Source organism: Cytobacillus solani (assembly GCF_001420595.1).
Lineage (GTDB): Bacteria > Bacillota > Bacilli > Bacillales > Cytobacillaceae > Cytobacillus > Cytobacillus solani.
Genome location: NZ_LJIX01000006.1, coordinates 1,134,752 through 1,157,119, shown reverse-complemented (window position 1 = coordinate 1,157,119; position 22,368 = coordinate 1,134,752). Strand labels below are relative to the sequence as shown.

At 37.2% G+C, this 22,368-nt stretch carries 25 protein-coding genes and 3 pseudogenes; 13 read left to right on the top strand and 15 right to left on the bottom strand.

Going from position 1 to position 22,368, the window contains the following annotated elements; translation table 11 throughout:
• Nucleotides 1–2 precede the first annotated feature (2 nt).
• Together AN957_RS07520 and AN957_RS07515 are read left to right on the top strand one after the other, a co-directional pair.
• Nucleotides 3–524 carry a zinc metalloprotease gene (locus AN957_RS07520; RefSeq protein ID WP_142107932.1) on the top strand — a complete coding sequence of 174 codons (522 nt, stop codon included), beginning with the start codon at nt 3–5 and terminating at the stop codon, nt 522–524.
• A gap of 10 nt (nt 525–534) precedes the next feature.
• Nucleotides 535–1,053 (top strand): hypothetical protein, encoded by a 519-nt coding sequence (locus AN957_RS07515; RefSeq protein WP_053475002.1) that lies wholly within the window; start codon nt 535–537, stop codon nt 1,051–1,053.
• A 179-nt stretch (nt 1,054–1,232) separates the two neighbouring features.
• On the opposite strand, the gene AN957_RS29100 is transcribed toward AN957_RS07515, so the two are convergent.
• From AN957_RS29100 to AN957_RS28020, 4 genes are all read right to left on the bottom strand, one after another.
• Complete coding sequence (locus AN957_RS29100; RefSeq protein ID WP_379999523.1) at nt 1,233–1,316, bottom strand: putative holin-like toxin; 84 nt, start codon at nt 1,314–1,316, stop codon at nt 1,233–1,235.
• Nucleotides 1,317–1,444: 128 nt separating this feature from the next.
• A complete protein-coding gene (locus AN957_RS07510; protein WP_056683261.1) occupies nt 1,445–1,783 on the bottom strand; it encodes a hypothetical protein in 339 nt (112 codons plus the stop codon).
• A 137-nt stretch (nt 1,784–1,920) separates the two neighbouring features.
• Complete coding sequence (locus tag AN957_RS07505; RefSeq protein WP_053475000.1) at nt 1,921–2,562, bottom strand: Fic/DOC family protein; 642 nt, start codon at nt 2,560–2,562, stop codon at nt 1,921–1,923.
• Nucleotides 2,563–2,566: 4 nt separating this feature from the next.
• On the bottom strand, nt 2,567–2,722 hold the full coding sequence (locus tag AN957_RS28020; RefSeq protein WP_172797625.1) for a hypothetical protein: 156 nt from the start codon (nt 2,720–2,722) through the stop codon (nt 2,567–2,569).
• 261 nt (nt 2,723–2,983) lie between these two features.
• Here AN957_RS28020 and AN957_RS07500 point away from each other — a divergent pair, with 261 nt between their 5' ends.
• Together AN957_RS07500 and AN957_RS07495 are read left to right on the top strand one after the other, a co-directional pair.
• Nucleotides 2,984–3,235, top strand: a complete 252-nt coding sequence (locus AN957_RS07500) for a hypothetical protein (RefSeq protein WP_053474999.1) — start codon at nt 2,984–2,986, stop codon at nt 3,233–3,235.
• A 219-nt stretch (nt 3,236–3,454) separates the two neighbouring features.
• The gene (locus AN957_RS07495) at nt 3,455–3,880 is read left to right on the top strand and encodes a hypothetical protein (protein WP_053474998.1); all 426 of its coding nucleotides are present in this window, start codon (nt 3,455–3,457) and stop codon (nt 3,878–3,880) included.
• Nucleotides 3,881–3,909: 29 nt separating this feature from the next.
• On the opposite strand, the gene AN957_RS07490 is transcribed toward AN957_RS07495, so the two are convergent.
• The gene (locus AN957_RS07490) at nt 3,910–5,175 is read right to left on the bottom strand and encodes a SpoIID/LytB domain-containing protein (RefSeq protein WP_056683258.1); all 1,266 of its coding nucleotides are present in this window, start codon (nt 5,173–5,175) and stop codon (nt 3,910–3,912) included.
• Between the two features lie 383 nt (nt 5,176–5,558).
• Here AN957_RS07490 and AN957_RS07485 point away from each other — a divergent pair, with 383 nt between their 5' ends.
• On the top strand, nt 5,559–6,353 hold the full coding sequence (locus AN957_RS07485; protein WP_053474996.1) for a serine hydrolase: 795 nt from the start codon (nt 5,559–5,561) through the stop codon (nt 6,351–6,353).
• A gap of 87 nt (nt 6,354–6,440) precedes the next feature.
• On the top strand, nt 6,441–7,118 hold the full coding sequence (locus AN957_RS07480) for a GNAT family N-acetyltransferase (protein WP_053474995.1): 678 nt from the start codon (nt 6,441–6,443) through the stop codon (nt 7,116–7,118).
• A 281-nt stretch (nt 7,119–7,399) separates the two neighbouring features.
• Here AN957_RS07480 and AN957_RS07475 read toward each other — a convergent pair whose 3' ends face one another.
• On the bottom strand, nt 7,400–7,816 hold the full coding sequence (locus AN957_RS07475; RefSeq protein ID WP_053474994.1) for a topoisomerase C-terminal repeat-containing protein: 417 nt from the start codon (nt 7,814–7,816) through the stop codon (nt 7,400–7,402).
• Between AN957_RS07475 and AN957_RS07470 the strand changes: the two are divergent.
• Nucleotides 7,815–8,261, top strand: a pseudogene (locus AN957_RS07470) (isocitrate lyase/phosphoenolpyruvate mutase family protein); the annotation flags it as partial. The gene AN957_RS07475 and the pseudogene AN957_RS07470 sit on opposite strands and share 2 nt — an antisense overlap.
• A gap of 315 nt (nt 8,262–8,576) precedes the next feature.
• Entirely contained in the window at nt 8,577–9,335 is a 759-nt protein-coding gene (locus AN957_RS07465; protein ID WP_053474993.1) for a TerC family protein, read from the top strand.
• Nucleotides 9,336–9,464: 129 nt separating this feature from the next.
• Here the strand turns inward: AN957_RS07465 and AN957_RS28015 are convergent, their stop codons facing one another.
• Nucleotides 9,465–9,635: a hypothetical protein gene (locus tag AN957_RS28015; RefSeq protein ID WP_172797624.1), complete on the bottom strand. Its 171-nt coding sequence runs from the start codon at nt 9,633–9,635 to the stop codon at nt 9,465–9,467.
• 223 nt (nt 9,636–9,858) lie between these two features.
• Between AN957_RS28015 and AN957_RS07460 the strand changes: the two genes are divergently transcribed.
• Complete coding sequence (locus AN957_RS07460; RefSeq protein WP_056683256.1) at nt 9,859–10,230, top strand: VOC family protein; 372 nt, start codon at nt 9,859–9,861, stop codon at nt 10,228–10,230.
• Between the two features lie 201 nt (nt 10,231–10,431).
• Here the strand turns inward: AN957_RS07460 and AN957_RS07455 are convergent, their stop codons facing one another.
• On the bottom strand, nt 10,432–11,490 hold the full coding sequence (locus AN957_RS07455) for an ABC transporter permease (protein ID WP_056683253.1): 1,059 nt from the start codon (nt 11,488–11,490) through the stop codon (nt 10,432–10,434).
• Nucleotides 11,491–11,496: 6 nt separating this feature from the next.
• Nucleotides 11,497–12,996 carry a sugar ABC transporter ATP-binding protein gene (locus tag AN957_RS07450; RefSeq protein ID WP_056683249.1) on the bottom strand — a complete coding sequence of 500 codons (1,500 nt, stop codon included), beginning with the start codon at nt 12,994–12,996 and terminating at the stop codon, nt 11,497–11,499.
• Between the two features lie 325 nt (nt 12,997–13,321).
• Between AN957_RS07450 and AN957_RS07445 the strand changes: the two genes are divergently transcribed.
• Nucleotides 13,322–13,876 carry a hypothetical protein gene (locus AN957_RS07445; RefSeq protein WP_056683247.1) on the top strand — a complete coding sequence of 185 codons (555 nt, stop codon included), beginning with the start codon at nt 13,322–13,324 and terminating at the stop codon, nt 13,874–13,876.
• Between the two features lie 102 nt (nt 13,877–13,978).
• Here the strand turns inward: AN957_RS07445 and AN957_RS07440 are convergent, their stop codons facing one another.
• The 5 genes from AN957_RS07440 to AN957_RS07420 form a co-directional block, all read right to left on the bottom strand.
• A complete protein-coding gene (locus tag AN957_RS07440; RefSeq protein WP_056683243.1) occupies nt 13,979–14,962 on the bottom strand; it encodes an ABC transporter substrate-binding protein in 984 nt (327 codons plus the stop codon).
• 119 nt (nt 14,963–15,081) lie between these two features.
• Nucleotides 15,082–16,077 (bottom strand): Gfo/Idh/MocA family protein, encoded by a 996-nt coding sequence (locus AN957_RS07435; protein ID WP_056683241.1) that lies wholly within the window; start codon nt 16,075–16,077, stop codon nt 15,082–15,084.
• A 10-nt stretch (nt 16,078–16,087) separates the two neighbouring features.
• A complete protein-coding gene (locus tag AN957_RS07430) occupies nt 16,088–16,894 on the bottom strand; it encodes a sugar phosphate isomerase/epimerase family protein (RefSeq protein WP_056683238.1) in 807 nt (268 codons plus the stop codon).
• A 304-nt stretch (nt 16,895–17,198) separates the two neighbouring features.
• Complete coding sequence (locus tag AN957_RS07425) at nt 17,199–18,206, bottom strand: Gfo/Idh/MocA family protein (protein WP_056683236.1); 1,008 nt, start codon at nt 18,204–18,206, stop codon at nt 17,199–17,201.
• A gap of 14 nt (nt 18,207–18,220) precedes the next feature.
• Nucleotides 18,221–19,210, bottom strand: coding sequence for a LacI family DNA-binding transcriptional regulator (locus AN957_RS07420; RefSeq protein ID WP_056683233.1), 990 nt, complete (start codon nt 19,208–19,210; stop codon nt 18,221–18,223).
• A 291-nt stretch (nt 19,211–19,501) separates the two neighbouring features.
• Here AN957_RS07420 and AN957_RS07415 point away from each other — a divergent pair, with 291 nt between their 5' ends.
• On the top strand, nt 19,502–20,470 hold the full coding sequence (locus AN957_RS07415; RefSeq protein WP_056683230.1) for a sugar phosphate isomerase/epimerase family protein: 969 nt from the start codon (nt 19,502–19,504) through the stop codon (nt 20,468–20,470).
• Nucleotides 20,471–20,899: 429 nt separating this feature from the next.
• Here the strand turns inward: AN957_RS07415 and AN957_RS07410 are convergent, their stop codons facing one another.
• Nucleotides 20,900–21,565 carry a hypothetical protein gene (locus AN957_RS07410; RefSeq protein ID WP_056683229.1) on the bottom strand — a complete coding sequence of 222 codons (666 nt, stop codon included), beginning with the start codon at nt 21,563–21,565 and terminating at the stop codon, nt 20,900–20,902.
• Nucleotides 21,566–22,037: 472 nt separating this feature from the next.
• On the opposite strand from AN957_RS07410, the pseudogene AN957_RS27575 reads away from it, so the two are divergent.
• Together AN957_RS27575 and AN957_RS28435 are read left to right on the top strand one after the other, a co-directional pair.
• A pseudogene (locus tag AN957_RS27575) lies at nt 22,038–22,209 on the top strand (IS1595 family transposase); the annotation flags it as partial.
• Nucleotides 22,202–22,300, top strand: a pseudogene (locus AN957_RS28435) (IS1595 family transposase); the annotation flags it as partial. The pseudogenes AN957_RS27575 and AN957_RS28435, both read left to right, overlap by 8 nt.
• Nucleotides 22,301–22,368: the final 68 nt, after the last annotated feature.

Below are 22,368 nucleotides of genomic sequence, written 5' to 3'. Positions count from 1 at the left end.
TATTGAAAGTTTTAGGAAATGTTTTACTATGTGGTCTAGCAATATTTATTGGTACTAGTTTTTGGGTTTATTCTGGTGTTCTAGCAGCCACTGGTGCGGGACATACATTGACTTATTCATCTGTTGATAACGGAGAAATAAGATATGGGGGTTCAACAAAATATAGTACTAATAGGACCCATGCAAACTCTCAATGGAATTCACTCAGTTCTGTAGATATTCTTCCAGATTCAGCAACAGCCATCCAAGATTTAACTTATTCGGATGTATACTCTACTGAAACTTTCAGTGGAACATGGTCCTATAATGCAATTGGTGCTGACTCAATTAAATTTAATGACCGTGTTATGCAAGATAGAAAGTCAACTTGGAATAATAAAACCGCGACACATGAATTAGGGCATGCACTAGGACTAGATGATCATGATAGTTCTAGTTATAGTGGGATTATTATGTATGGTTCTTCATCAGAAGTTCAGAATATCCAAGCCCACGATAAAGAAGACTATAATGATAGATGGTAGGAGGATGAAAATGAAAAAACTTAAACTCTTTACTTTTACCACAATTTGTTCGTTTGTTATTGCTGGATTCTACTATGTATATTTATTTAAACCAGATAGAGTTGTAGTTGCAAATGCAGAGTGGTCGATTGATATTACCGATAAAAACCAAGTTGTTGACACAGCTGAAAATGTCTTTGTAGGGACCGTACTAGAACAAAAAGATTTAGTAGAGGATGAAATTGGTGTTTATACTCCTTTTTTAATAAAGGTTGATTCAAATCTAAAAGGTGAAATCGAAACTGAAGAAGTTCTTATAGCCCAAAGAATTGGATATGATAATCAACAAAAAGCATTAGTGAAGTGGACGGAAAATGACCAGTTCTTAGAAGTTGGTAACTCCTATGTATTTTCTGTAACTTATGACGATCAAGAAAATATTTACAGAATTATTGCTCCTGAGTACGGTAATGTCAAAGTAAAGGATAAGAAAGAGAAAAAAATGGACTCCTTAAAAATTGAGGAATATAAGGAAGTTGTAGAGAACTAGATTATACTAAAGTTGAAAATAACGTCTAGTCAAAGTATAATATTCATATAAACGAATATAATTAAAAAGACCGTCTGGTGCTAGTAACACCAAACGGCCGTAATAAAATAGCGTCGCCTCAAAGGCGATCAGCAACTCAGAACGGTAAACCGCCAATTGCTTGCAGGCTCAAGGGCGGTTTACTTTTTTTGTGATAACGCGATAACAGCAACAATCAAGCTTGAAAAGCTTATCATAATTACTAACGCTTGAAATACGCTCACACGCAGCACCCCCTTTAATTCTTAGATTCTCTATAAAAGAGGAACAAGAAACGGGAATGCTGACCACCCTTGAGTTATTCTATTCTATTACCCTATCATTCTATCACAGCTCCTTCTAAAAAACTCTCCTATTCTAATGCTTTGTATGTAAACAACGCCTCAATATCGTTCTTTGCTTCTTGCAGCAATCGATAAAATTCTTCCTTCTTCATATCTATTCCAATTGTTCCCACTTTCAATAATTTTGTATACTCCGGCATTTTCGATATGGGGAGTTCAATTAATTCAGAATATATAGGTTTCATACTTTTAAAGATTTTTGAATCACTATCCATTCGATATTTCTTTATAATTAGAGCAGCATGTAAAAATAAGATTTCTTCTTTATTCCTTTCCTTAATAATACTTTTTGTTCGTGTATACAAATATTCATTCCCAAGTAAGTAATCTATCTCTTTTTTATCCATCGTTTTCCCTCCATAAAAAAAGAACACCCTCATACGATCCCAATAACCATAGTTAATGGGATTCGCATGAGGGTGTTCCTCTTCAAAGTGTATTATTTTATATCTATATAATAACAAATAAACCAGATAGTGTACATTTATCTTTCAAGAAAACGGTCACGATTTACAGTTCTAACAAATGATTGCACTAAAGATTGTTCAGGCTTTTCATTCAATATGCACTTACTAATTAGTTGTGCTAAAGGGCTTTCATTTACAACAGCTTTAACTGAAGCATCAAATAACTGTTTTTCGCTTACTTTACTCCAGTCTAATTCGTATCCATTTCGGCCGGCTAATGACCGAATAAATTCTCGCTGCGTTCTTCCATTCCCTTCTCTAAACGGATGAAGAATATTAATATCAGTAAAATATTTAGCTGCTTTAATTGAAAATTCTTCTTTAGAAAGCCCTTTTAAGTGTTTATCTTTCTTCAGATCCATAAATATTTGCATAGATGAACTTTGGATATACTGAACATTTGCGAATTGAAAAGAATCTTTTGCAATATTAACATCGCGTATCTGGCCAGCAAATGGATAAATATCTTGAAAAATGTACTTATGAATTTGTTTAAGGTGAGACAAATCAAAAGAGCCAATAATTGGCTTTACCGATAATTCAGCAAGACGGAGACCCGTAAATGCTACTTCAAATGCTTCTAGCTTTTTAGGATCCCTTTCATCAAACAGATTGATTAATACATTCGTCCCAGGATAAACATATTTATCTGCAGACATATGTTTATTTTCCTGTTACTCGATATTTGAATTCTTCTTCTGAAATTTTGTTTGTCATTTTCATTTCAATTAACTTTTCAATTTCAGGCTTCATGTAAAGCCCCTCAACTGCTAATGACGCTTTTGCTTCTTTGATTGCTTTTGATACTGATTTTGTCATTTTGACAGCCCCTTTAGTAACTTATAAGTAAGAACCTTATATACATAATTATACCATAATTATATATACAATTCAATGACACTATATACTTCTTTTTTCTAGACTAAAGTAGATTAGATCTTTTACTATTGACCTTAATTAAAACTCAAAGTATATTGATAATATAACAATATATTACAAAAAACCAATTAAGGAAGCACCTAGTTGGGGTATTTAATTATACCTTCAACTAGGTGCTTTTTTTGGTGATAGGAGGAAATTATGATTGTTTATGTGTTTAAAAATCAAGTTACCCCACAGAACATGATTTATTCAATTGTGGCCGAAAATGAATTTGCAGCAATAGCAGAAATTGGAGACAGTGACTTTATATTGGATTTAAAAGTGCCATATTATTTTATTGACATGGAAAAGTTACATTCCCCTCGTCCTTTTATTAAGGGATATTGTTACTTAGAAATACAAAATACTATGCAAATTGTTCATACCGACATTCCAGTTATAACAAGCTAAGATCAATACCCAAGTCCTTAAGGATTTAAGACCTGCAGCTGATATATTCAGCTGCAGGTCTTAAATGTAATGGTCCTACTAACAAAAGGAATATCGGCTTTTATGCTTTATTCTTTTTTGTTACAACAAATAAAACCGTACTTAAACAGACCACATTTGAGAACAATGAATAAATTTAATAAAAAAATAAAAAAATAATTAGTAATAAGGGGGTTGCACATGAACACAATTTATAAAGTAATATTAGTTATGGTTTTTCTTTTAATTGGTAGTCATTTATTAGGTATAAGTCAAATAACAAATGCTGAAGCAAATATATTGGAACCAAAAATCATTGAATATAAAACTTTTCCTTATGAAATTAAGGATAGATGGGTATGTATTCCAAAAGGCGAAAAAGAACTTACTGTTGAAGTAATTGCTAAAAATACTAAAGAAATGTTGTTTTATCTTACTCCTACAGGAACGGGGACAGCTTCTAAAAAATTTTTAATAGGTAAAACTAACGGAAAGAATGATGTGTTTACAATTAAACATAAATTTAAAAAAGATGAGAGTATTTTGTACCATCTTTCAGTTGATGCCTTTAATAAGGAGGGATATAGGGTATCTGGTATTTTATTTAATATTAGTAGGTGCGAATAAAAAAGCAGAGGAAGAAAACCCTCTGCTTCTTAGTAATTGAAAAATTCAAATTCTTTTCCTGAACCTCCAACTTTACTGGAGCCGTTATAGTAGTAGCCTAATATTTCATACGGTAACCAACCCTTGTCAGCCCAATATTTGCTTCCCCATTGGGAAAATCTACCAGAAGATTGCGTACCAGGGGACCCAGATGTTCCAGCAACATATTCTGTTAGGAAAAGAGCTTTATTGTCTTTTCTGTGCAATCCTATACCATCTACTTCAATTACAGCTGTTGTTGTTGCTGCTCTTTCAGTATTATAGAGATATACTTGACTTCTAGTATCATCATATACATGAGCACCTACTGGACTAGCTAATGGATAGTATACTCCATACCATCCGTACATTTTAGCAGCCAATGCACCAGTCTTTAACGAATTGGATGGCCATTCTATTCTCCATTCATTTGGAAGTACGTTCTTTACATAGCTACTAAAGTTTACAGATTTAACACAACTGGCACTGCAACCATATGCATTTGTGTTGGTATACTGTGTCATATATACCTTGATACTTGATGGTGCAACATGATCTGCGGTTGTAGCAATTGAAACTAATGATTGGGAAGTAGAACTCGTTTCATCTAATCCAACTTTTTCAGATATTTGTTCTTTTGTTAAAGGTTCCTTACCACGGATCTTAGTTAATTCATCTTCAGATAATCTATTAATTTCAAGAACTGTATTATTTCTATTAAAATATTCCCCTTTATAACGCTTATTAATTACATCTAACATTGCCTTTTCATCTTCTGAGTTAAATCCTAGTTCATAACTTTTTAGTATGTCAATTGGAGCATTTTGTACTTGTTTAATCTTCCAATCATTATTTTCGTTAACTAATTCTACTAAAAAATAATTAACACCATTCATATGAAAAACATCTTCTTCAAAAACCTTATAGTCTACTGCAATGTAGTATAAAAGAGAAGATTCATCCATATTAGGAAATAACATTTTATATTCCTCGGGTATCTCTTTTTGTGCTACTAAAGATGCTTTTTCAATATTGAATAGACCTATGTGTTGTTTCTTATTCTCAGGATTATTTAAGAATTCACTTATTGTATCTCTCATATCAGCCGACCATAAATTAGAAAGGTTAGTCCAGTCCTGATTATTTTCAAATTCGACAAGTTTTTTTACTACGTCGGTAGGATTCAATACTGGATCATCCTGTGCATAGATTCTCCCATTTGATACGGAAAACAGAATAATCATAAAACTGAACAAATAAAACAAAAATTTTTTCATGATTTTCCCCCATATAATATATTTGTTATTGTTATAATTATCCATTTATTCCAAATATCCTCTTTAATAATTACGACTAAAAATGACTGTTTTTGCAATTTGAGCACTGCATAACTAGTTTCATAGTAAATATTTTAAAGTTATTTTATATGCAATCTTCTCTAGATAGATATACACATGATGTAGTCTTATAAAAAAGATTGATCATTAAAAACAAAGTACGCTTATTTAAAATAAAGATTGATCATTTATAATAAAGTTTGATTAAAATCCTGTTTTTACAGGATTTTTTTCTTTAACTATAGAAGCAGTTTACTTTAAGAAGGGATATTTTACTAAAGAGAGAATAAGTGAATATAAAATAGTTTAAAGTGGGGTCTAAAATGGAGAAAGTTCTTGATAAATTAAAGGAAATTGAATCAGGTGAAGTAGGAATTATTATTTATTCACAATTAAAACAGGATATAGTTTGTTCATTGAACAAAGAATTACTTGTACCTCTTGCTTCTGCTGCTAAAGTTGCAATTGCTTTTTGTGTAACACAATTAGTAGCAGAAAGAAAATATAAATGGAATGACATTGTACAAGATATTAGTTTTAATCCAAAAGAAGATAGTAATGAACTATATCCTCACTTTCAGAATAGAGAAACATTGGCACTGCAAGATGCCGTTGAAGTGATGATAGCCTGTCACGATAGTTTCATTGCGAATAAAATTGTTCAATTTTGTGGCGGATGGGAAAAGATTAATAAAAAAATTAAATCAAATTTTAAAAATATAAATATTACTCGAAATCCAATTGATTTAGATAACAATGGTGAATTGAGTCAGATGTTAGAACTTTTGCGTTTTATATTTCTAGGATACAAAAATAATCCTGAGTTATGGATTCCAATTATTAATGGGTTAGTTAGACAACAAGGTGAAATAGAAGGAATACCAACCCATCACTTAAATCATATGACAGGTGGATTAGAAAATGTTGTATTAGATATTGGGATAATTGGAGAGTTCTCTCAAAATCCATTATTGTATGTTTTGGGTGCAAAAGACTTGCCTAGTCGATATAAAGAGAAAGTAGCGGATGAAAAAATTATAGATGCTATGAAATTACTTTATGTTGAGTATTCAAATCAAGAAACCGAAACGAAAAGTGAATGGACGGCTAATTCATAATGCTTATTAAACTAAAGGGTGCGTTTAATACAGCAAAAGATAAAAACTAAGCCTAGATTGATACGTTAAAATTCTGGAGGAATGTTTATGTTATCTGATTTAGAATTGATGGAACATCATGTTAATGTGTTATTTAAACACGATACTGAAAATCGAATAACAGTCGTAAATGAACCACCGTATGATAATGCACCTAGAATTTTCGTTGGTATCACCAACATTGGAAGTGTTATAAGGTTTTCAAATGCGCTGGATGAGAGTCTTGTAGAGAAGCTAGAACAGGTTATAGCTACAGATCCTGGTGCTAATCTAGGAGAAGTAATCAATGTTTTAAGTATATACCGTCCATTAAGTAATTTTTGGATTGGACATGCGTATGTGTTTCCTAATAAAAGGGACACGGCTCATGCTCAAGCAATACAAGTAACTCATGAAAATAAAGAACTTTTAAAGCCTTATTATCCATATACATTTGAGGATTTTGAGTATAAGCAACCTTGTTTTGTAATAGTTGAAGACAATTTTCCTGTTTCGATTTGTTGTAGTGCAAGGAAGACTACAAAAGCAGACGAAGCAAGTTTATTTACACATGAAGATTATCGAGGAAGAGGATACGGTATAGATGTTACAAATGCTTGGGCAGCAGCAGTACAAAAACAAGGACGAATTGCTCTATATAGTACTTCGTGGGATAATTTCGCATCCCAATCTGTGGCAAAAAAACTAAAATTGCTTCAGTATGGAACAGTCATTCACATGAGTTAAAGTAACCGTAAAGAGTAAGAATAATTCTTATTCAATTAACGGGGGCTTTAGTTCAAAAAGAAATGAACAAACTTTATTATAAAAATTTATATTTAATCAAACAAAAAACCGTCATTTTGATCAATCTCTTTTCAAAATAACGGTTTTTTGATTGCTGTTGAATGTGAAGAGAAATGAGTTTTTTTATCAATCTTTATTTTATAGCTACACATGACCAGAAGATCGATTAAATCATATTGTAAAAGACCCATTCTCAGTGAGAGTGGGTCTTAAATAAAGTTTTACTGTGATTTTTTTATTTTTTTTTCAAAAATATACTTTAATCTTTTTTCTTTTGTATCGTAAGATAATTTAGCATCAAATGTTTTAGATTCATCTTTATTTCTAAAACCTTTTATAGTATCGGTAATATTCTTTTCTAAAAGCTTTGACACTTGTTTTACGGGAATTTGTTTCTTTCCAAATGTAGGAGATAAAATAAAATCACAAGATTGTCTATAGTTTTCGCATAGATAATAGGATTTTCCTATTAATACGCTTCCCTGGCACAATGGACATTTTCCTATCGTTTTATCTTCTTTAGTAGGAAAAATTAGATGAATGCTGCTATCCTCCTTTAGTGCAACTCTTGCAGTAAATTCTTTATCCTCTTTACTTAAAAATCCATTCATAAAATCAGTTGTTCTTTGCTGAAGCAATTTTGAGGATTCTTTAAAAAAACAAAATGGATTAAAAGAGTTATCTGTGCACAGTGATCTTTTAAATAGGATAAGAACAGCATTAGAAAATCATGGGTATAAGGATTTTTATATAAACGCCAGAACCGATACATACTTGCAAAAGCAAAGTCCTCTACCGGAAACAATTGAACGTGCAAAGGCATATGTTGAAAGTGGTGCGAGTGGGATATTTGTTCCTGGTTTAATGGCGGATGATGAGATTAAAGAAATCACGATACATGTGAATGCACCTTTAAATGTGCTGTCTCTGCCTGGCCTAACAAATTGTAATAAGCTTAAAGAATTAGGAGTGAAACGCTTTAGTTTTGGAAATGCCCTATCTGATAAAATGATTGCTTATTTAGAAAGGAATGCTGCCAAACTAATAGAGGTTATGGATACCGCTCATTTGTATGAGAATTAGCACCAGTGTATAAAAAGGAGAGTAACATGGTAACTTTAGCAAAATGCTAAACCCAAAAGTAACTACCTTTGTTTATTATTCACCTAAAATCACGTTAATTCATAGAAGGATTAACGTTTTTTCATTTTAAGTTATTACATTTATACACGGAAAACTTTTGCTGTAAACGGATGTTTTTTCAACATATTTTATAAGAACACATTGTAGACTAAAATAACCTCAAATGTTTAAGCAATATTTTCTAGGATTACCTGTGGTTTATTAGGAAATTCTATAGCTAGAAAAACAATTTTAGTGTTAAAAGGAGAAAAACGGATGGACTCAATATGGCTAGAATATGCTTGGACATTGTTAATTCTAATTGGATTAGAAGGGTTGTTATCGGCCGACAATGCTCTTGTATTAGCTGTCATAGCCAAGCATTTACCTAATGATCAGAAAAAAAGAGCGATTAATTACGGAATTATTATGGCATTCGCATTCCGCTTTGCAGCACTTTTTGTCATTTCATTTATTGCAAACGTCTGGCAGATTCAAGCGATAGGAGCGGCTTATCTTCTTTACCTCGGATTAAAGCATGTCATACAGGCAAGGTTCGGTAAGGAAAATAAGAACATTCATAAGGACGATGCAAAAGAAGCAGCAGGTAAAGGTTTTTTGCCCACCGTTGGGAAAATTGCGTTAGCAGACCTCGCTTTTGCAGTTGATTCTATTCTAGCTGCAGTTGCACTTGCCCTAGGTCTTCCAGATTCACCTCTTGATGATTTCGGGGGGATGGATGGAGGGCAGTTTATTGTTGTTCTTCTTGGGGGTATTGCTGGCCTAATCTTAATTAAGTATGCAGCAACTTGGTTTGTTCAACTTCTTGATAAGCGACCAGCTTTAGAGACAACAGCATATGCAATTGTAGCCTGGGTCGGTGTCAAACTTGCGGTAATTACCCTAGCACATGAGGATATTGGTTTTTTAGAACATCATTTTCCCCACAGTACCACTTGGACTCTTATTTTCTATGGAGTGTTAGTAGGTATTGCTCTAATTGGCTGGTTTGCACCAGGTAACAAGAAAAACTAATTCCTTAGTTAAAGCAAATGGATGGTTTTGTTGAAGATTACGGGTACATGCAGGTCTAATAAGATTGGACTTCCATCTATCCCAGCCAAATAGTAATAAAAAGAACTCTAATTGAGTTCTTTTTATCGTTTATTGTTCTTTAAGATCCTGATTCACTTTTAATATCTGTTTCAAGGTAGTATGAATATTTGTGAGTGCGATTAAAATGGCACCCAACATAACAAAGGTAACAATTTCCCCTGTAAAAAAGGAAGCAATGCCAAGCACCAAAAAATATAAAGTGTACAAACTGTTCTTCATGTCACTTCTCCTTTCTTATCAATGTTCTTTTATTTCTAGAAGAGTTATTCCTTAGTATCTTATTCAATCTGAGATTTCTTCATTTAGCTGCTAATTTGATTGCAAGATGGCAGATCTGTGCCATCCTTTTCATTCTAAGGCTTCACGCCAGTAAATGGGAAATATTGTGTATCTTTCCATACTCCTTTATACTAAATTTATCATAATAAAAGGTGGTAATACTTTGAAACTAGGTGCATTTTCTGTAAGTTTAACTGTAAAGGATATTCATATTTCAAAAACATTCTACGAAAAACTAGGCTTTCAAGCGTTTGGTGGCAATATTGACCAAAATTGGCTTATTATGAAGAATGAAAACTGCATCATCGGGCTTTTTCAAGGAATGTTTGAAAAAAACATCCTGACTTTTAATCCTGGATGGAACGAAAATGCCGAAAATCTCGAATCATTTACAGACATTCGCGACCTTCAAAAGCAGCTTAAAGAAAAAGGAGTTAACATACTTTCTGAAGCGGATGAATCAAGCGAAGGGCCAGCACACTTTACAATAGAAGATCCAGATGGCAATCAGATTCTAGTGGACCAGCATCGGTAGGGCGAAGAGTTATATAAAGGATACGAACAAAGCGCCTGCCCAGCCTATTTGGTGGGCAGGCGCTTTGTTCGCAATAGATATCACCTTAAACATATCCTTTGTATAGGTGAAGCATTTACTGGTTTGCTAATTCAATTGCATATGGACTAGTTTTCAAGCCAGCCAACTTTACTTCTGTTAATACTATCCAGGTAAGCTTACTCACGAAGTCCTCTCCTTCTTCTGCAAAAGCACAGCAGCAATAACAATCACGCCTTTAAAGGCTTCGCGTAAGAACGGCGGTACACCAAATAGGTTTAAGAGATTATTCATCACCGCAATGATCAGCATTCCATAGACAGTTCCAAGGATAAAGCCCCTTCCGCCCATCATATTGGTTCCGCCGACTACGGCTGCCGCAATGGCATCCATTTCCATGCCTCTGCCTGCATTTGAGAAATCCATTGATCCAATTCTGGACACTTGAATGATCGCTGCAATTGAGACAAGAAGCCCCATGAGTGCATATACACGCAGCTTTACCTTTTCGACAAGGATGCCAGAAAGCTTAGCCGCTCGTTCATTGGAGCCAACCGCAATAATTTGTCTTCCGAACGTGGTTCTTTTCGAAACATAGTATAAGATGAAAGCAATGATGGCCCAATAAACAATGGGCATAATCATGAAGCTGCCAATCTTAAAACTAGCAATCTGTAAAAACTCTGTTGGCACTTTCGGATTGTACCCTTGCATAAAATGCTGTGTCACACTACGAAAGATCATCATCGCACCTAAGGTAGCAATGAATGGCGGCACTTTTCCTTTTGTAATCGATACGCCAATTAAAGAGCCTAATAAATAACCAAAAAGTAGAACAACGAGAATCGTAATCGCAAATGCTGGGACTCCAGTGATCCCCATTGCCAGCAAGAACCCTTTCGTTCCTGTATCAAGTAGCATCATCGAAAGCGCACCAGTTACAACGAGGGTAGAGCCGACAGCTAAATCAATCCCGCCTGTCATAATCACGAAAGTCATCCCTAAAGCAACGATCGCTGTTGCGGCATTATTTCGTAGGATGTTGATCCAGTTGTTAATCCATGCCTGAAACCAGCTGCCAAAGGAATCATAATCAAATCCTAAAACTAATGTCTGCAGGATAATCATGATGATGAGTGCAATCGCAATGCTAAAAAGCGGGTCACTAGACCACTTGTATTTAAACCATTGAAAAAAGCTGCGCTTATTTTTTATCGCGGCATGATTCAGACTAGGTTTCATTCCTATTTATCCCTCCTTTGCGATAGTCAGCTGACCGCCAGTAGAAAGCTGCATAATCGAATGCTCGCTCATCTCTTCGTAAGCCACTTCCCCTTGAATGACACCATGATACATAACATGTGCCCGGTCACATAGACGTATAATCTCATTCGCTTCACTTGAAAGCACGATGATGGCGATATTTTCTTCCGCAAGCTTCAAGATAATGTCATAGATATCTTCCTTCGCCCCGACATCCACCCCTTGAGTAGGATTGTCCAAGATAAGCAGTTTAGGCTTCGCCGCCAGCCATTTAGCCAAGATTACCTTTTGCTGATTTCCGCCTGAAAGGCTCGTAATGCTGTCCGTCAGCTCCCCCATTTTTATTCGTAGAGCTTTGCGCTGTTCTTCAAATACCTCCTCATGCTTTTTTCTATTGATCGTGCCATTTTTTGAAAAAGCTGACCATGTAACGATGGAGGCATTCTCGATAATATCCATATCCTTAATAATCGCATTTTCCTTGCGGTTCCTAGGTAGATACGCAATGCCCTCTTTAATTGCCTGTTGGGTACTCGTCACTTTCACTTCTTTATCATTCAGATAGATTTTTCCGGACGAGATCTTTTCCGCTCCAAAAATCGATTGAAAGAGTTCGCTTCGTCCATCGCCAAGAAGACCTGTAAAGCCAACAATCTCCCCTTCTTTAATCGAAAAGCTAATGTTTCTAAAGAAAGGGCTATTTGAAAGACCTTCTACTCGCAAAATCTCTCTGCCGATTTTTTTCTCTCTGTTTAACGGCTCAGTCCTTACGTCATGGCCAACCATAAAACGGGCAAGATCATTCGTATTCACTTCATGAACATTTCCTTCTGCGACAAGGTTTCCATCTCGGAGTACGATATAGCGATCACAAATCTGCATGACTTCATTCAATTTATGAGAGATAAAGATAATTCCTACATCATGCTCGCTTAATGTTTTCATCATTTTAAAGACCCGTTCAATTTCTTGATCTGTTAATGACGTCGTGGGCTCATCCATAATAATGAAGGAGGCGTTCGTCATCATGGCACGGCAGATTTCAACGATTTGTTTATAGGAAGCATCTAGCTCGCGAACCATTATTGCAGGATCGAGATTTACATTCATTTGTTTAAAAATCTTTTCTGTTTCTTGCTGCATTCTTTCTAAATCCAGACTCCCTCTTTTTGTTTTCAGCTCTCTTCCTAAAAACATATTTTCGTAAATGGGCAGGTCGTTAATCAGGTTTAATTCCTGATGGATGAAGGCGATTCCGGCTTCCTGTGATTGTTTTGGGGTATGGAATGCAGCTTCCTTTCCATTGACAAGGATAGCGCCTGAATCCATTTGATGGATGCCGCCGAGGATGTTCATTAATGTTGATTTTCCTGCGCCGTTTTCGCCTAGTAATGCGCAGATTTCACCGCTTTTAATTGTAAAAGAAACGTCCTTTATGACATCGTTGTTTCCAAAGGATTTCTTGATATTTCGCATTTCAATCATGCAATCACATCCGGATAGGTTTTTTAGATAGGTTGATTTCCGCTCCAGGATGCTCGCTTTCCGCAGGGTGGGCGGTGAGCCTCCTCGACGCTAAAGCGTCTGCGGGGTCTCACCTGTCCCACTACTCCCGCTGGAGTCTCGCACCTTCCGCTACAATCAACCGAGATTTTTTTCATCAGTATACAATCTTAAAAATAACAATTAATTTGAAACGCTGTTTTTAATAGGGGTTCGGAATTTATGCCGAATGCTATAACCAGAATATTGAAACATTTTTAGAGTAAATTCGTATTGAACAGTAACGAATTGAATGGGGGCGACTTTTGTGAAGAGAATTATTACTGTATCTGCATTTGTTTCATTCTTACTTGTCGGCTGTCAATTTAATGAAAGCGGAACTCTCGATACGTCTAAATTAAAGGAGATTGAAATGAATGATGTGACAGATACACAAAAGGAAAGGATGCCAATTATTTATCAAGCACCTTCTGTTAAAGAAGGACTTTCAGCTATTCCATTCAAAATGACATTACCGGAAATTCTGCCTTTTAATGCTGAACCTTTTCAACCGCCTACTATTAATGATATGTCCCATGATGGCAAGCAATTAATGGTTGAATTTAAAACCTCCTCAAAAAGCAACTCTGGAAAATCAATTATTTTAATGATTACTGCTATTAATAGTGAAGTAGAATCCGATCATTCTAGTTCAGAAGGGGTTAAATTAAGCAGTGATGTAATTGCTTTTTATACAAATAAATCCCTATCCTTCCACTTAGATGGAGTCTCTTACACGGTCACTTATATGAACGATGAAATTCCTAAAGAACAACACAAAAATGAAATCATAGATATTGCCAAACAAATAATTGAACAATGAAATACGCAAGCACCTTTTACTTGCCTCTCCTTACAAAAGAGAGGCTACAGCAAGTGCCATACCCCCTCTTTGATCGTTATTGCTTTTCTATGAAATTAAGACTTAGTATGGGGAGTTTTCGTCTAGGAATTCTTTATAGTTTTCTCTGTCTACGATGGTTGTTGGGATGATTGTTTCTTTTTCTACGTCTTCTCCTTTTAGTACTTTAAGGGCGACGTCTACAGCGTCTTTGACCATTGCAGGACTGTATAGGGCCGATTGAATCCAGATGTCTTGATTTTCAGGCATCATATTGAAATACTCCTGCATACCGCCTCCGCCTGTTACGACTTTAATATCGGCTCTGCCCGATTCTTTGATTGCTTGCAGGACACCGATAGACGTTTCATCATCCATCGAGTAGACGGCATCAATTTTATCGAGGCTTGTTAAAATATCTGCAAAATCCTTTAAGCCGTCTTCGCGTGTAAACTGTGTCGCATACGTGTGAAGCTCGATATCAGGGGCAATTTCTTTCATTGTTTCAGTAAAGCCCTTCCCTCTTAGTTCTGAAACGGAGCCGGATGAAGGCACTTCAAGAATGACGACATTTCCCTCTGTCCCGATTTTGTCTACAACATATTTCGCCCCTTGAATGCCCATATCTTCATTGTCACCGGCTACACGATAGACATCTTCTGAATCGATGACGATATCAAAATTCACAATCTTAATTCCTTCATCGATTGCTTTTTGAATCGGCACTTCCATTCCTTCCCACTGCGGGAAGGCGACAATGGCTTCTGCTCCCCAGGTCATGAGATCGTCTAGCTGAGTTGTCATTTCCTCTGCATTGCTGCTTGTTTGGATTTGATACTCAATTTCACTGTTAAGCTCTTTTGCACGTGCTTCCGCATGGTAAGCAACCGCCGCGACCCACCCATGTGTAACAGCTGGTGCGAGAATCCCAACCTTATACTTCTTATCACCTGAATCACCTTCCGAACCGGTACCGCCGCCTTCATTTGTTTTTTCAGAGTTACACGCACTTAAAACCGGAATCAGGCACAACACAAGCAGCATAAAGAGATAGAAAATCTTTTTCATTCAATAACCCCCTTAATTTCACATTTTTGTAATCTATCACAGGATAAAACCAATAGGAAGAGGAACAACACTCACATGTAAGAGGAATTTTTGCTGGGTATGCAGGTATGTTTGAATAGTTAGTAGAGAGAGATTTTCTGTCCGGTTTCTAACGATGCTTCAATCGCCTTTAACAGCTTAAGCGTATAAAGTACATCTTCTAGAGGAATCACATCGTTTTCTTGATTTGTTTCCAGGCATTGCACAAAATATGAAAGTTCGTTTTGAAAGGCATCTCCATCAACAATATCTATGGAAGAATTGGCTTTATCATTGTAGTAAACAAACTGTTGATGATTGATTTGCTCAATATTCTCACCTGCTGCCACACGATATTCCAGTGTGCCCTGGACAGCCTGTGCTCTTAACGACATTGTAAACGGATAGCCGTTTGGCATTCGATGAGAGGCTTCAACAAATGCTTTTCGATTATTTTTAAAAAGGAGGGTTGTCATGATATGATCCCAGGCACCATAGTTGTTTTTCGTGCCTACTGCATAAACGGATTCTGCTTCGCCGAGCAGACATGAAATGAAATCGATATCATGAATCTGGAGGTCGAACAAAGCACCTCCGCTTTTTTCTGGATGCTGAAACCAATCACTCCATGCCGGAGCCTGCCCTAACCGCTGCGCATGAACGATTTCGATATCCTTTAATTGATCGGATTCGCTATAGGATTTAATGATTTGATATTCTGGCCAAAAGCGGAGCAGGTGGCCGACGAATAATCTCACGCCATTATCCTGAACCTCTTTAAAAATCCGTTTAGCAGATTCCAAGGATAACGTTAGCGGTTTTTCGCAAAAAATATGCTTCCCCGCCCTTGCCGCCTTGACAATATATTCTTCATGCAAAAAAGTCGGTAAACAAATATCAATGATATCGATATCCTTGCGACGCAATAACTCATCATAATCAGAAACAAAGATCCCATTAAAAAGACCGGTGATTTCCTTGTCTTCTACTTCACTTCTCGTACAAATTGCCGCAACCCGACAGTTTTCAAGTGAATGATAAGCCTTCAGGTGCATGTTGCCGATAAATCCCAAACCGACGAGGCCAATGGTTTTCATATGGTCCTCCTTACTCTAGTAGTCTTGAAAGATAGTTGTACGACCTTTTTATTGCTTCGTTCACTTCTTCTAGATTGGCTGGACCTGCTGAGGTAAATTCGATTTCTACGCTGATTGGTCCCTTGTAAGCTGCTTCCTTTAATATGCCAAAGATTTTACGGAAATCTAAATTTCCATCTCCTATTGCGGGGAAGTTCCATTCATTATTAGAACCGCGTTTATCCTTTAGATGAAGAAATGACACACAATCAGCGGAGGCTACTAAATCCTCATAGGGCATGGTATTTCCGTAAAAAATTACATTTGCGGTGTCATAATTTATTTTGACGCGGTTATGCAGTGATGCAGCTAGTTTCTTCAATGCAACACCTGTCGCATAGTTGTTTCCATGTGTTTCTATTACAAGGGTTTTATTTAGTTTTTCACACTTTTGAATGACAGGTTCTACATTCTCAGCTAGCACCCTTTCGTCCTCAATAACATCGGAATCATGATGGGAATCACCTGTGGCTGTAATGATATAGGGGCAATTGAATTCTACTGCCAAGTCGATGCTTTTTAATAGGTTGTCGATTCCTTCTGTTTTCATGACGTTGCTATGGGCGCCGATTCCTACGCATTGCATTTTATATTCGTGAAGCAATTCTTTGATTTCTCGAAGCTGTTTGGATGACATTTCTGGCAAGACATGAGCGGTATGGTCTTTGACTGCGGATAGTTCAATTTGTCTGAATCCTGCTTGACTGGCGCCTCTGACTGCATCTTCTAGTGAAAAGCCGTGATACGTGTTGGAATTGATTGCAAGCTGCTTCAGCATTCTCAACCCTCCTGTCTGCTTAATGGATGACATTGAAACAGATACTTAAAAATATGAAATCCATTACATGTTTAGTATGAAATTTTACTTTTTTATAGGTAAAAAGTTTGTGGGTAGGGGTTGATTTCCGCTCCAGGTGGCTCGCTTTCCGCGGGGTGGGCGTTGAGCCTCCTCGGCGCGAGCGCCTGTGGGGTCTCAACTGTCCCACTCCTCCCGCAGGAGTCTCGCCACCTTCCGCTTCAATCAACAACTTATATTGTCGTTTCACAAAAATCCTGCAGGTAATAGTTTTTAAAATCTGTGTCTACAAACCTAGTATTTGATCAATGACTTTAAGACAAGCAAGTGCTTGCTGACTTGTAACTGGGGGTTGGAGGTTATGGATGATGCAATCAATGAAGGCATCGATGACGCCGGAATTTGTTTGGTTATTGTTTGTTTGGATTGGTTCTAGTTCGTATTTAATGATGGAGCCGTCTTTTTTTTCGATGATGAGCGGGGCTTCTGGATGTTGATAGATTTTGATTATTCCCTCTTGGCAATAGATTGTGGTTGAATTGTCTTCTGAACCGTAGTAAGTCCATGAAAAGGAAGCTGTTCCTAATCTGCCTTTTTTCGTTTTTAAGGCACAGACCACATTGTCGCATACCTCGATTAACTTTCCTGTTTCGTCCACTTTATCGAGTGCCCCGTGAAAAGCATGTACTTCTTCGATTTCATCGTCCAATAAGTAATGGATTAAATCGATTTTATGAATGCCGAGATCACCTGCTACGCCAGAGTATGAACGGTCTTTTTTGAAGAACCAGGTCGCATTTGATTTGTCTACTCCCCAGTTTTCAGGGCCTTGATGGCCAAAAGAGGTTTTAAAGGTTAACACTTCGCCTAGTTCCTTCTTATCTAGAATTTCCTTTGCCTTTAGGTGAGCCTTCGTAAAGCGCTGGTTATGGTCAATCATTAATTTCATTCCTGATTTTCGTTCTGCTTCAATTATTTCCTCGGCAAACTTTTCGTTAATTGCTAACGGCTTTTCACAGAGAACATGCTTGCCGCTTAGCAGTGCATTTGATGTATTGATATGATGAACTTCATTGGAGGAGCAATCACTGATAGCTGTTATGGCTGGGTCATTGAATAATTCTTCCACTGTTTTAACAACACGACCGCCAAATTCAATCGCTAATTCCTTCGCTCTCTCCTCATTACGGTCATAAAAAACGATTTCCTCCACATGGGGATTGGCTTTATACTCTGGTGCATGACGGAATTTAGCGATCGAACCGCAGCCAATAATTCCAACTTTTATTCCCAATCCTAAAAACCTCCTTACCCCATTGTTGACTCGCGAATGATTAAATCATGATCAAGCACAACGCTTTCCACCTGTTCTCCCTTAATACTCATGATCAGCATGTTTGCAGCAGTCACCCCCATTTTGTACATCGGCTGAGAAACTGTTGTCAGTGTTGGATTCGTCATGTTGGAAAAGCTAATATTGTCAAAACCGATAATGGCCAGATCGTTTGGTACATGCAGCCCGCTTCCGTTGATGCCTTTTAACGCGCCAATCGCTAGCGTATCAGAAACTGCGAATACGGCAGTAGGCTTTTCTTCTAGTTCAAGCAGCATTCTCATTGCCTGCACACCATTTTGAAATTCCAGATCTCTTGTATGGTAAATCCATTCTTCACGGATAGGAAGATCGAACTCCTTAAGGGCTCTTTCATACCCGCTTCTGCGTTGTCTTGCATATAGGAACTTTTCATCCGAATTAATAAGTGCAATTTTTTTATTGCCTAAGCGAATGAGATGCTTAACCGCTTGATAAGCAGCCAGCTCACTATCAATCGTGACAAAGGGAACACTCCCGCCTTCGTCATACTCACTGCAAAGGATAACAGGGTGACTTTCCGCTAATTCAGTCAGCTTCTGCCTATTGACTGTCGGATCCATTGAAATGACCCCGTCAGCCAATTTGTTTTTGATCATATTGAAGTAAATATTTTCCCGCTGCGGGTTCGAATCTGTTTCGCAAAGAAGAATATTGTAGCTGTTAGCAATCGCTGTATTTTGAATCCCGTTAATAATTTCGGTGTAAAAAGGATTGGAAATGCTAGGAAGCAAGACTAGTAAAAGCCGACTTTCAGAGTTTCTTAGGTTCCTCCCCAGCATGCTCGGCTCGTAATTTAGTTCCTTAATTGCATTTTCCACCTTTAGCCTCGTTTTCGTGCTTACTGATGCCGCATGATTTAGCACTCTTGAAACGGTTGCAACGGAAACACCTGCTTTTTCAGCTACCTGCTGGATATTTGCCATGATCATTTCCCTCTTTCATACTCTATGACAGCAATTTGTAATCGATTACAAAATGATTTTAGAATTTATTGGATTGTTACCCAATATATTATGGTAACGCGATAAATATGGCTGTTTTCTTAAAAAGTAAACTTAGTTGGTAGAGGTTGATTTGCGCTCCAGGTGCTCGCTTTCCGCTTCAATCAACTTAACTTTTTTTGCAGTTTTTACTCACTCGGCTTATTCAAATTACTTTTTATAATTGGCATGTAACGGATTACAAATTTCATTTTTTGAGGATGGTGTTTTTGTATGAAACTAGGCGTTTTTACTGTTTTATTTTCAGATAAAAATGTGGATGAGATGCTTGATTATGTTGCGTCGATGGGGATTGAGGCTGTGGAGCTGGGGACGGGCGGGTATCCTGGGGATGCGCATTGTAAGGTAGATGAATTACTTGAGGATGAGAAGAAGCAGAAGGATTTCTTAGAAAAGATTGCTGGCAGAGGATTAATGATAAGTGCCCTCAGCTGCCATGGGAACCCGCTTCATCCGCAAAAGGCAATGGCTGAGGAAGCTAACACTGTATTTATAAAAACACTGCAATTAGCAAGTAAGCTTGGTGTGCCTGTTGTTAATACATTTTCGGGCTGCCCTGGTGATCATGAAGATGCGAAATACCCAAACTGGCCTGTAGCTCCTTGGCCAAATGAATACCAGGAAATTTTGAAATGGCAATGGGAAGAGAAAATCATCCCCTATTGGAAGGAAAAAGCAGCCCTTGCTGAACAGCTCAATGTAAAAATTGGTCTTGAATTGCATGGCGGGTTCTCCGTACATACCCCTGCCACACTCTTACGTCTAAGAGAAGCATGCGGGCCAGCAATCGGTGCTAATCTTGACCCAAGCCATATGTGGTGGCAAGGCATTGATCCCGTGGAATCTATTAAAATACTTGGACGTAAAAATGCCATTCATCACTTCCATGCGAAGGATACGATCATTGATCAGCCGAATACAAATCGAAATGGTTTAACCGATATGACCTCTTATAGCGACATGCAAAACCGGTCCTGGTACTTCCGCACGGTTGGATTTGGGCATGATGCAAAGGTATGGGCGGATATCATTAGTACGCTTCGGCTATACGGATATGATTATGTGGTTAGCATTGAGCATGAGGATGGGCTGATGTCTGTGGATGAAGGGTTTGCGAAGGCGATTCAAACATTGAAACTGGTAATGGTTAGAGAGTCAGTTGGGGGGATGTGGTGGGTTTAGGTGAAGCATTGCCGGGAATTTTGATTGAACCAAAAAGTATCTGACCCCCAGTAGAGTATAACAATACCACACTGGGGGTCAGACACCAGATGATGGAAAAGGAGCTATTTTTCAATTAAATCAAGGCTTTATCAAGTCTATGTGATACGGTTTCCGTAACGGATTAAGATGAGGGACTCTTGAAATTAAAATCAAAGCACCCGTTTTCAATTCTTATCCTGAATCAAGTAACCAGCGAAAGCAATAAGCGGAGATTTTCCGGTTAAATGCAAAATAGAGCTCGTTTTGGGGTAAATAAGGGGAGAAATTCCGACTATGCAAAGCAAAATCCCCAATTTTCACGTTTTTTGAATCAATAGACGGAATTTCTCCGTCTATTTTTGGTATCTTTTTTTATATTTACTAATTAAGCGGAATTTTTCCGACTATTTATCTGATCGGGTGCTTAACCTGATTCCCCAATCGATAAGAGCGGACCCTTTTGATCCCAGATGCTGGAATCAACAGCTTTTTATCAACTAGTTGAGAAAGTACTTTTTTTACCGTCTTGTCACTCAGCTTCAAATAATTCTCCACTTCTTTGGGGGATATAGCTTCTCCATTTCGAACTGCTAACCGCAGCACTTCCTTTTCGGCAAAGGACAAAGATGTCTGGTCCAGTTCATCACCCAGCCATTGGGCGATCACTTGCTGAACAATCTGTTGGCATCGACGAGGCTTCTCTTTCACTTGGTCATAAGAAAAGCGGATGACGGTCCATCCGTCAATCACCAACTGGTTTTGACGTTCCAAGTTATCGGAAAATTGCCATCTGCTTATGTTCTTTAGGTGAGGACCATACCCGTCGACCTCAAAACAAAGCCGGATGGCGGGACGAATATAAGCAAAATCCAAGTATCTTTTGCCATCCTTGAAATTATCGACTTCATATTCTGGATGAAGATATTTGAAATGGTAAAATAAAGGCCACCATACTTGCTTCAAAAACAACATTTCAGCCTGATTGTGACCTTCTTGTAAGCGCCGCAGCCGTTCACCTGTTCTTGCCTGCAAGTGAGAATTCAAAAAGGCCTGGTATTCTTCTTCAAATCCCATAGCATCCTTCCTCCTTTCCAATGATTATGTATTTTCAGCACCCACCCTTTATATACTAAAGCCGATCTATCATTTTAAAAATTTTGTGGACAATCTTAACTAATTTGGAATCATCCATTTCTTCTACTATCTAACTTTGCATACATATTCGATGGCACAAATGAATCATCTCTACTTTAAACTTCAGACAATTTTTTAAATTAATGAGTGCTTATGTGAGTAAAAAAAGAGGTTTAATATGGCTTCAATTGGAGAAAGTAAAAGGCAAATAAAGACTTGCGGAGTAGCAAATATAAAAAGGAAATTTAGAGAAGCGTTTAGGGATAGAACTATTTTTAGTTTAATAGAATTCTTAAATTAGTCAATCTATTTTCGCAATACCCTCTTATCATTTCACTGTTTTCTTATAGATTGTTGCTATTTGACCATACTATAAATAGGCTGATAATGCTATTTATGGAGGTGTTCAGAAATGTGGAAACACGTTTATCGTGATTTTGATGACCTATCAAAATCAGAGCAATTAGCTCTATTTGAAGCAATGAAACAAGATTTATTCCCCGAAGAACGACAAATATCGTGCGAGACAACGATATTTGTCCAAGGACTGCGGTAAGACCTTTAACGATATGACCAATACGCCACGTCAACGTCTATCACAAACGACTAAAGCAATTTATGGAACGTTTTCAAGGTGTGACAACCAAATATCTTGATAACTACTTATTTTGGTTCAGATGACCCTTGAACAAATTGCTCTTTAATAGCATTATTGTAAAAGCCGTTAGCGGTTAGTAACAATT

Excerpts from the sequence above, each read along its gene's own strand:
- AN957_RS07435 (WP_056683241.1), bottom strand. The coding sequence starts at position 16,077 with ATGAAAACCATTGGCCTCGTCGGTTTGGGATTTATCGGCAACATGCAC.
- AN957_RS07420 (WP_056683233.1), bottom strand. The coding sequence starts at position 19,210 with ATGGCAAATATCCAGCAGGTAGCTGAAAAAGCAGGTGTTTCCGTTGCA.
- AN957_RS07500 (WP_053474999.1), top strand. The coding sequence starts at position 2,984 with ATGATTGTTTATGTGTTTAAAAATCAAGTTACCCCACAGAACATGATT.
- AN957_RS07495 (WP_053474998.1), top strand. The coding sequence starts at position 3,455 with ATGAACACAATTTATAAAGTAATATTAGTTATGGTTTTTCTTTTAATT.
- AN957_RS07465 (WP_053474993.1), top strand. The coding sequence starts at position 8,577 with ATGGACTCAATATGGCTAGAATATGCTTGGACATTGTTAATTCTAATT.
- AN957_RS07480 (WP_053474995.1), top strand. The coding sequence starts at position 6,441 with ATGTTATCTGATTTAGAATTGATGGAACATCATGTTAATGTGTTATTT.
- AN957_RS07455 (WP_056683253.1), bottom strand. The coding sequence starts at position 11,490 with ATGAAACCTAGTCTGAATCATGCCGCGATAAAAAATAAGCGCAGCTTT.
- AN957_RS07440 (WP_056683243.1), bottom strand. The coding sequence starts at position 14,962 with ATGAAAAAGATTTTCTATCTCTTTATGCTGCTTGTGTTGTGCCTGATT.
- AN957_RS07415 (WP_056683230.1), top strand. The coding sequence starts at position 19,502 with ATGAAACTAGGCGTTTTTACTGTTTTATTTTCAGATAAAAATGTGGAT.
- AN957_RS07450 (WP_056683249.1), bottom strand. The coding sequence starts at position 12,996 with ATGATTGAAATGCGAAATATCAAGAAATCCTTTGGAAACAACGATGTC.
- AN957_RS07485 (WP_053474996.1), top strand. The coding sequence starts at position 5,559 with ATGGAGAAAGTTCTTGATAAATTAAAGGAAATTGAATCAGGTGAAGTA.
- AN957_RS07510 (WP_056683261.1), bottom strand. The coding sequence starts at position 1,783 with ATGGATAAAAAAGAGATAGATTACTTACTTGGGAATGAATATTTGTAT.
- AN957_RS07505 (WP_053475000.1), bottom strand. The coding sequence starts at position 2,562 with ATGTCTGCAGATAAATATGTTTATCCTGGGACGAATGTATTAATCAAT.
- AN957_RS07410 (WP_056683229.1), bottom strand. The coding sequence starts at position 21,565 with ATGGGATTTGAAGAAGAATACCAGGCCTTTTTGAATTCTCACTTGCAG.
- AN957_RS07515 (WP_053475002.1), top strand. The coding sequence starts at position 535 with ATGAAAAAACTTAAACTCTTTACTTTTACCACAATTTGTTCGTTTGTT.
- AN957_RS28015 (WP_172797624.1), bottom strand. The coding sequence starts at position 9,635 with ATGAAGAACAGTTTGTACACTTTATATTTTTTGGTGCTTGGCATTGCT.
- AN957_RS07490 (WP_056683258.1), bottom strand. The coding sequence starts at position 5,175 with ATGAAAAAATTTTTGTTTTATTTGTTCAGTTTTATGATTATTCTGTTT.
- AN957_RS07430 (WP_056683238.1), bottom strand. The coding sequence starts at position 16,894 with ATGCTGAAGCAGCTTGCAATCAATTCCAACACGTATCACGGCTTTTCA.
- AN957_RS28020 (WP_172797625.1), bottom strand. The coding sequence starts at position 2,722 with ATGACAAAATCAGTATCAAAAGCAATCAAAGAAGCAAAAGCGTCATTA.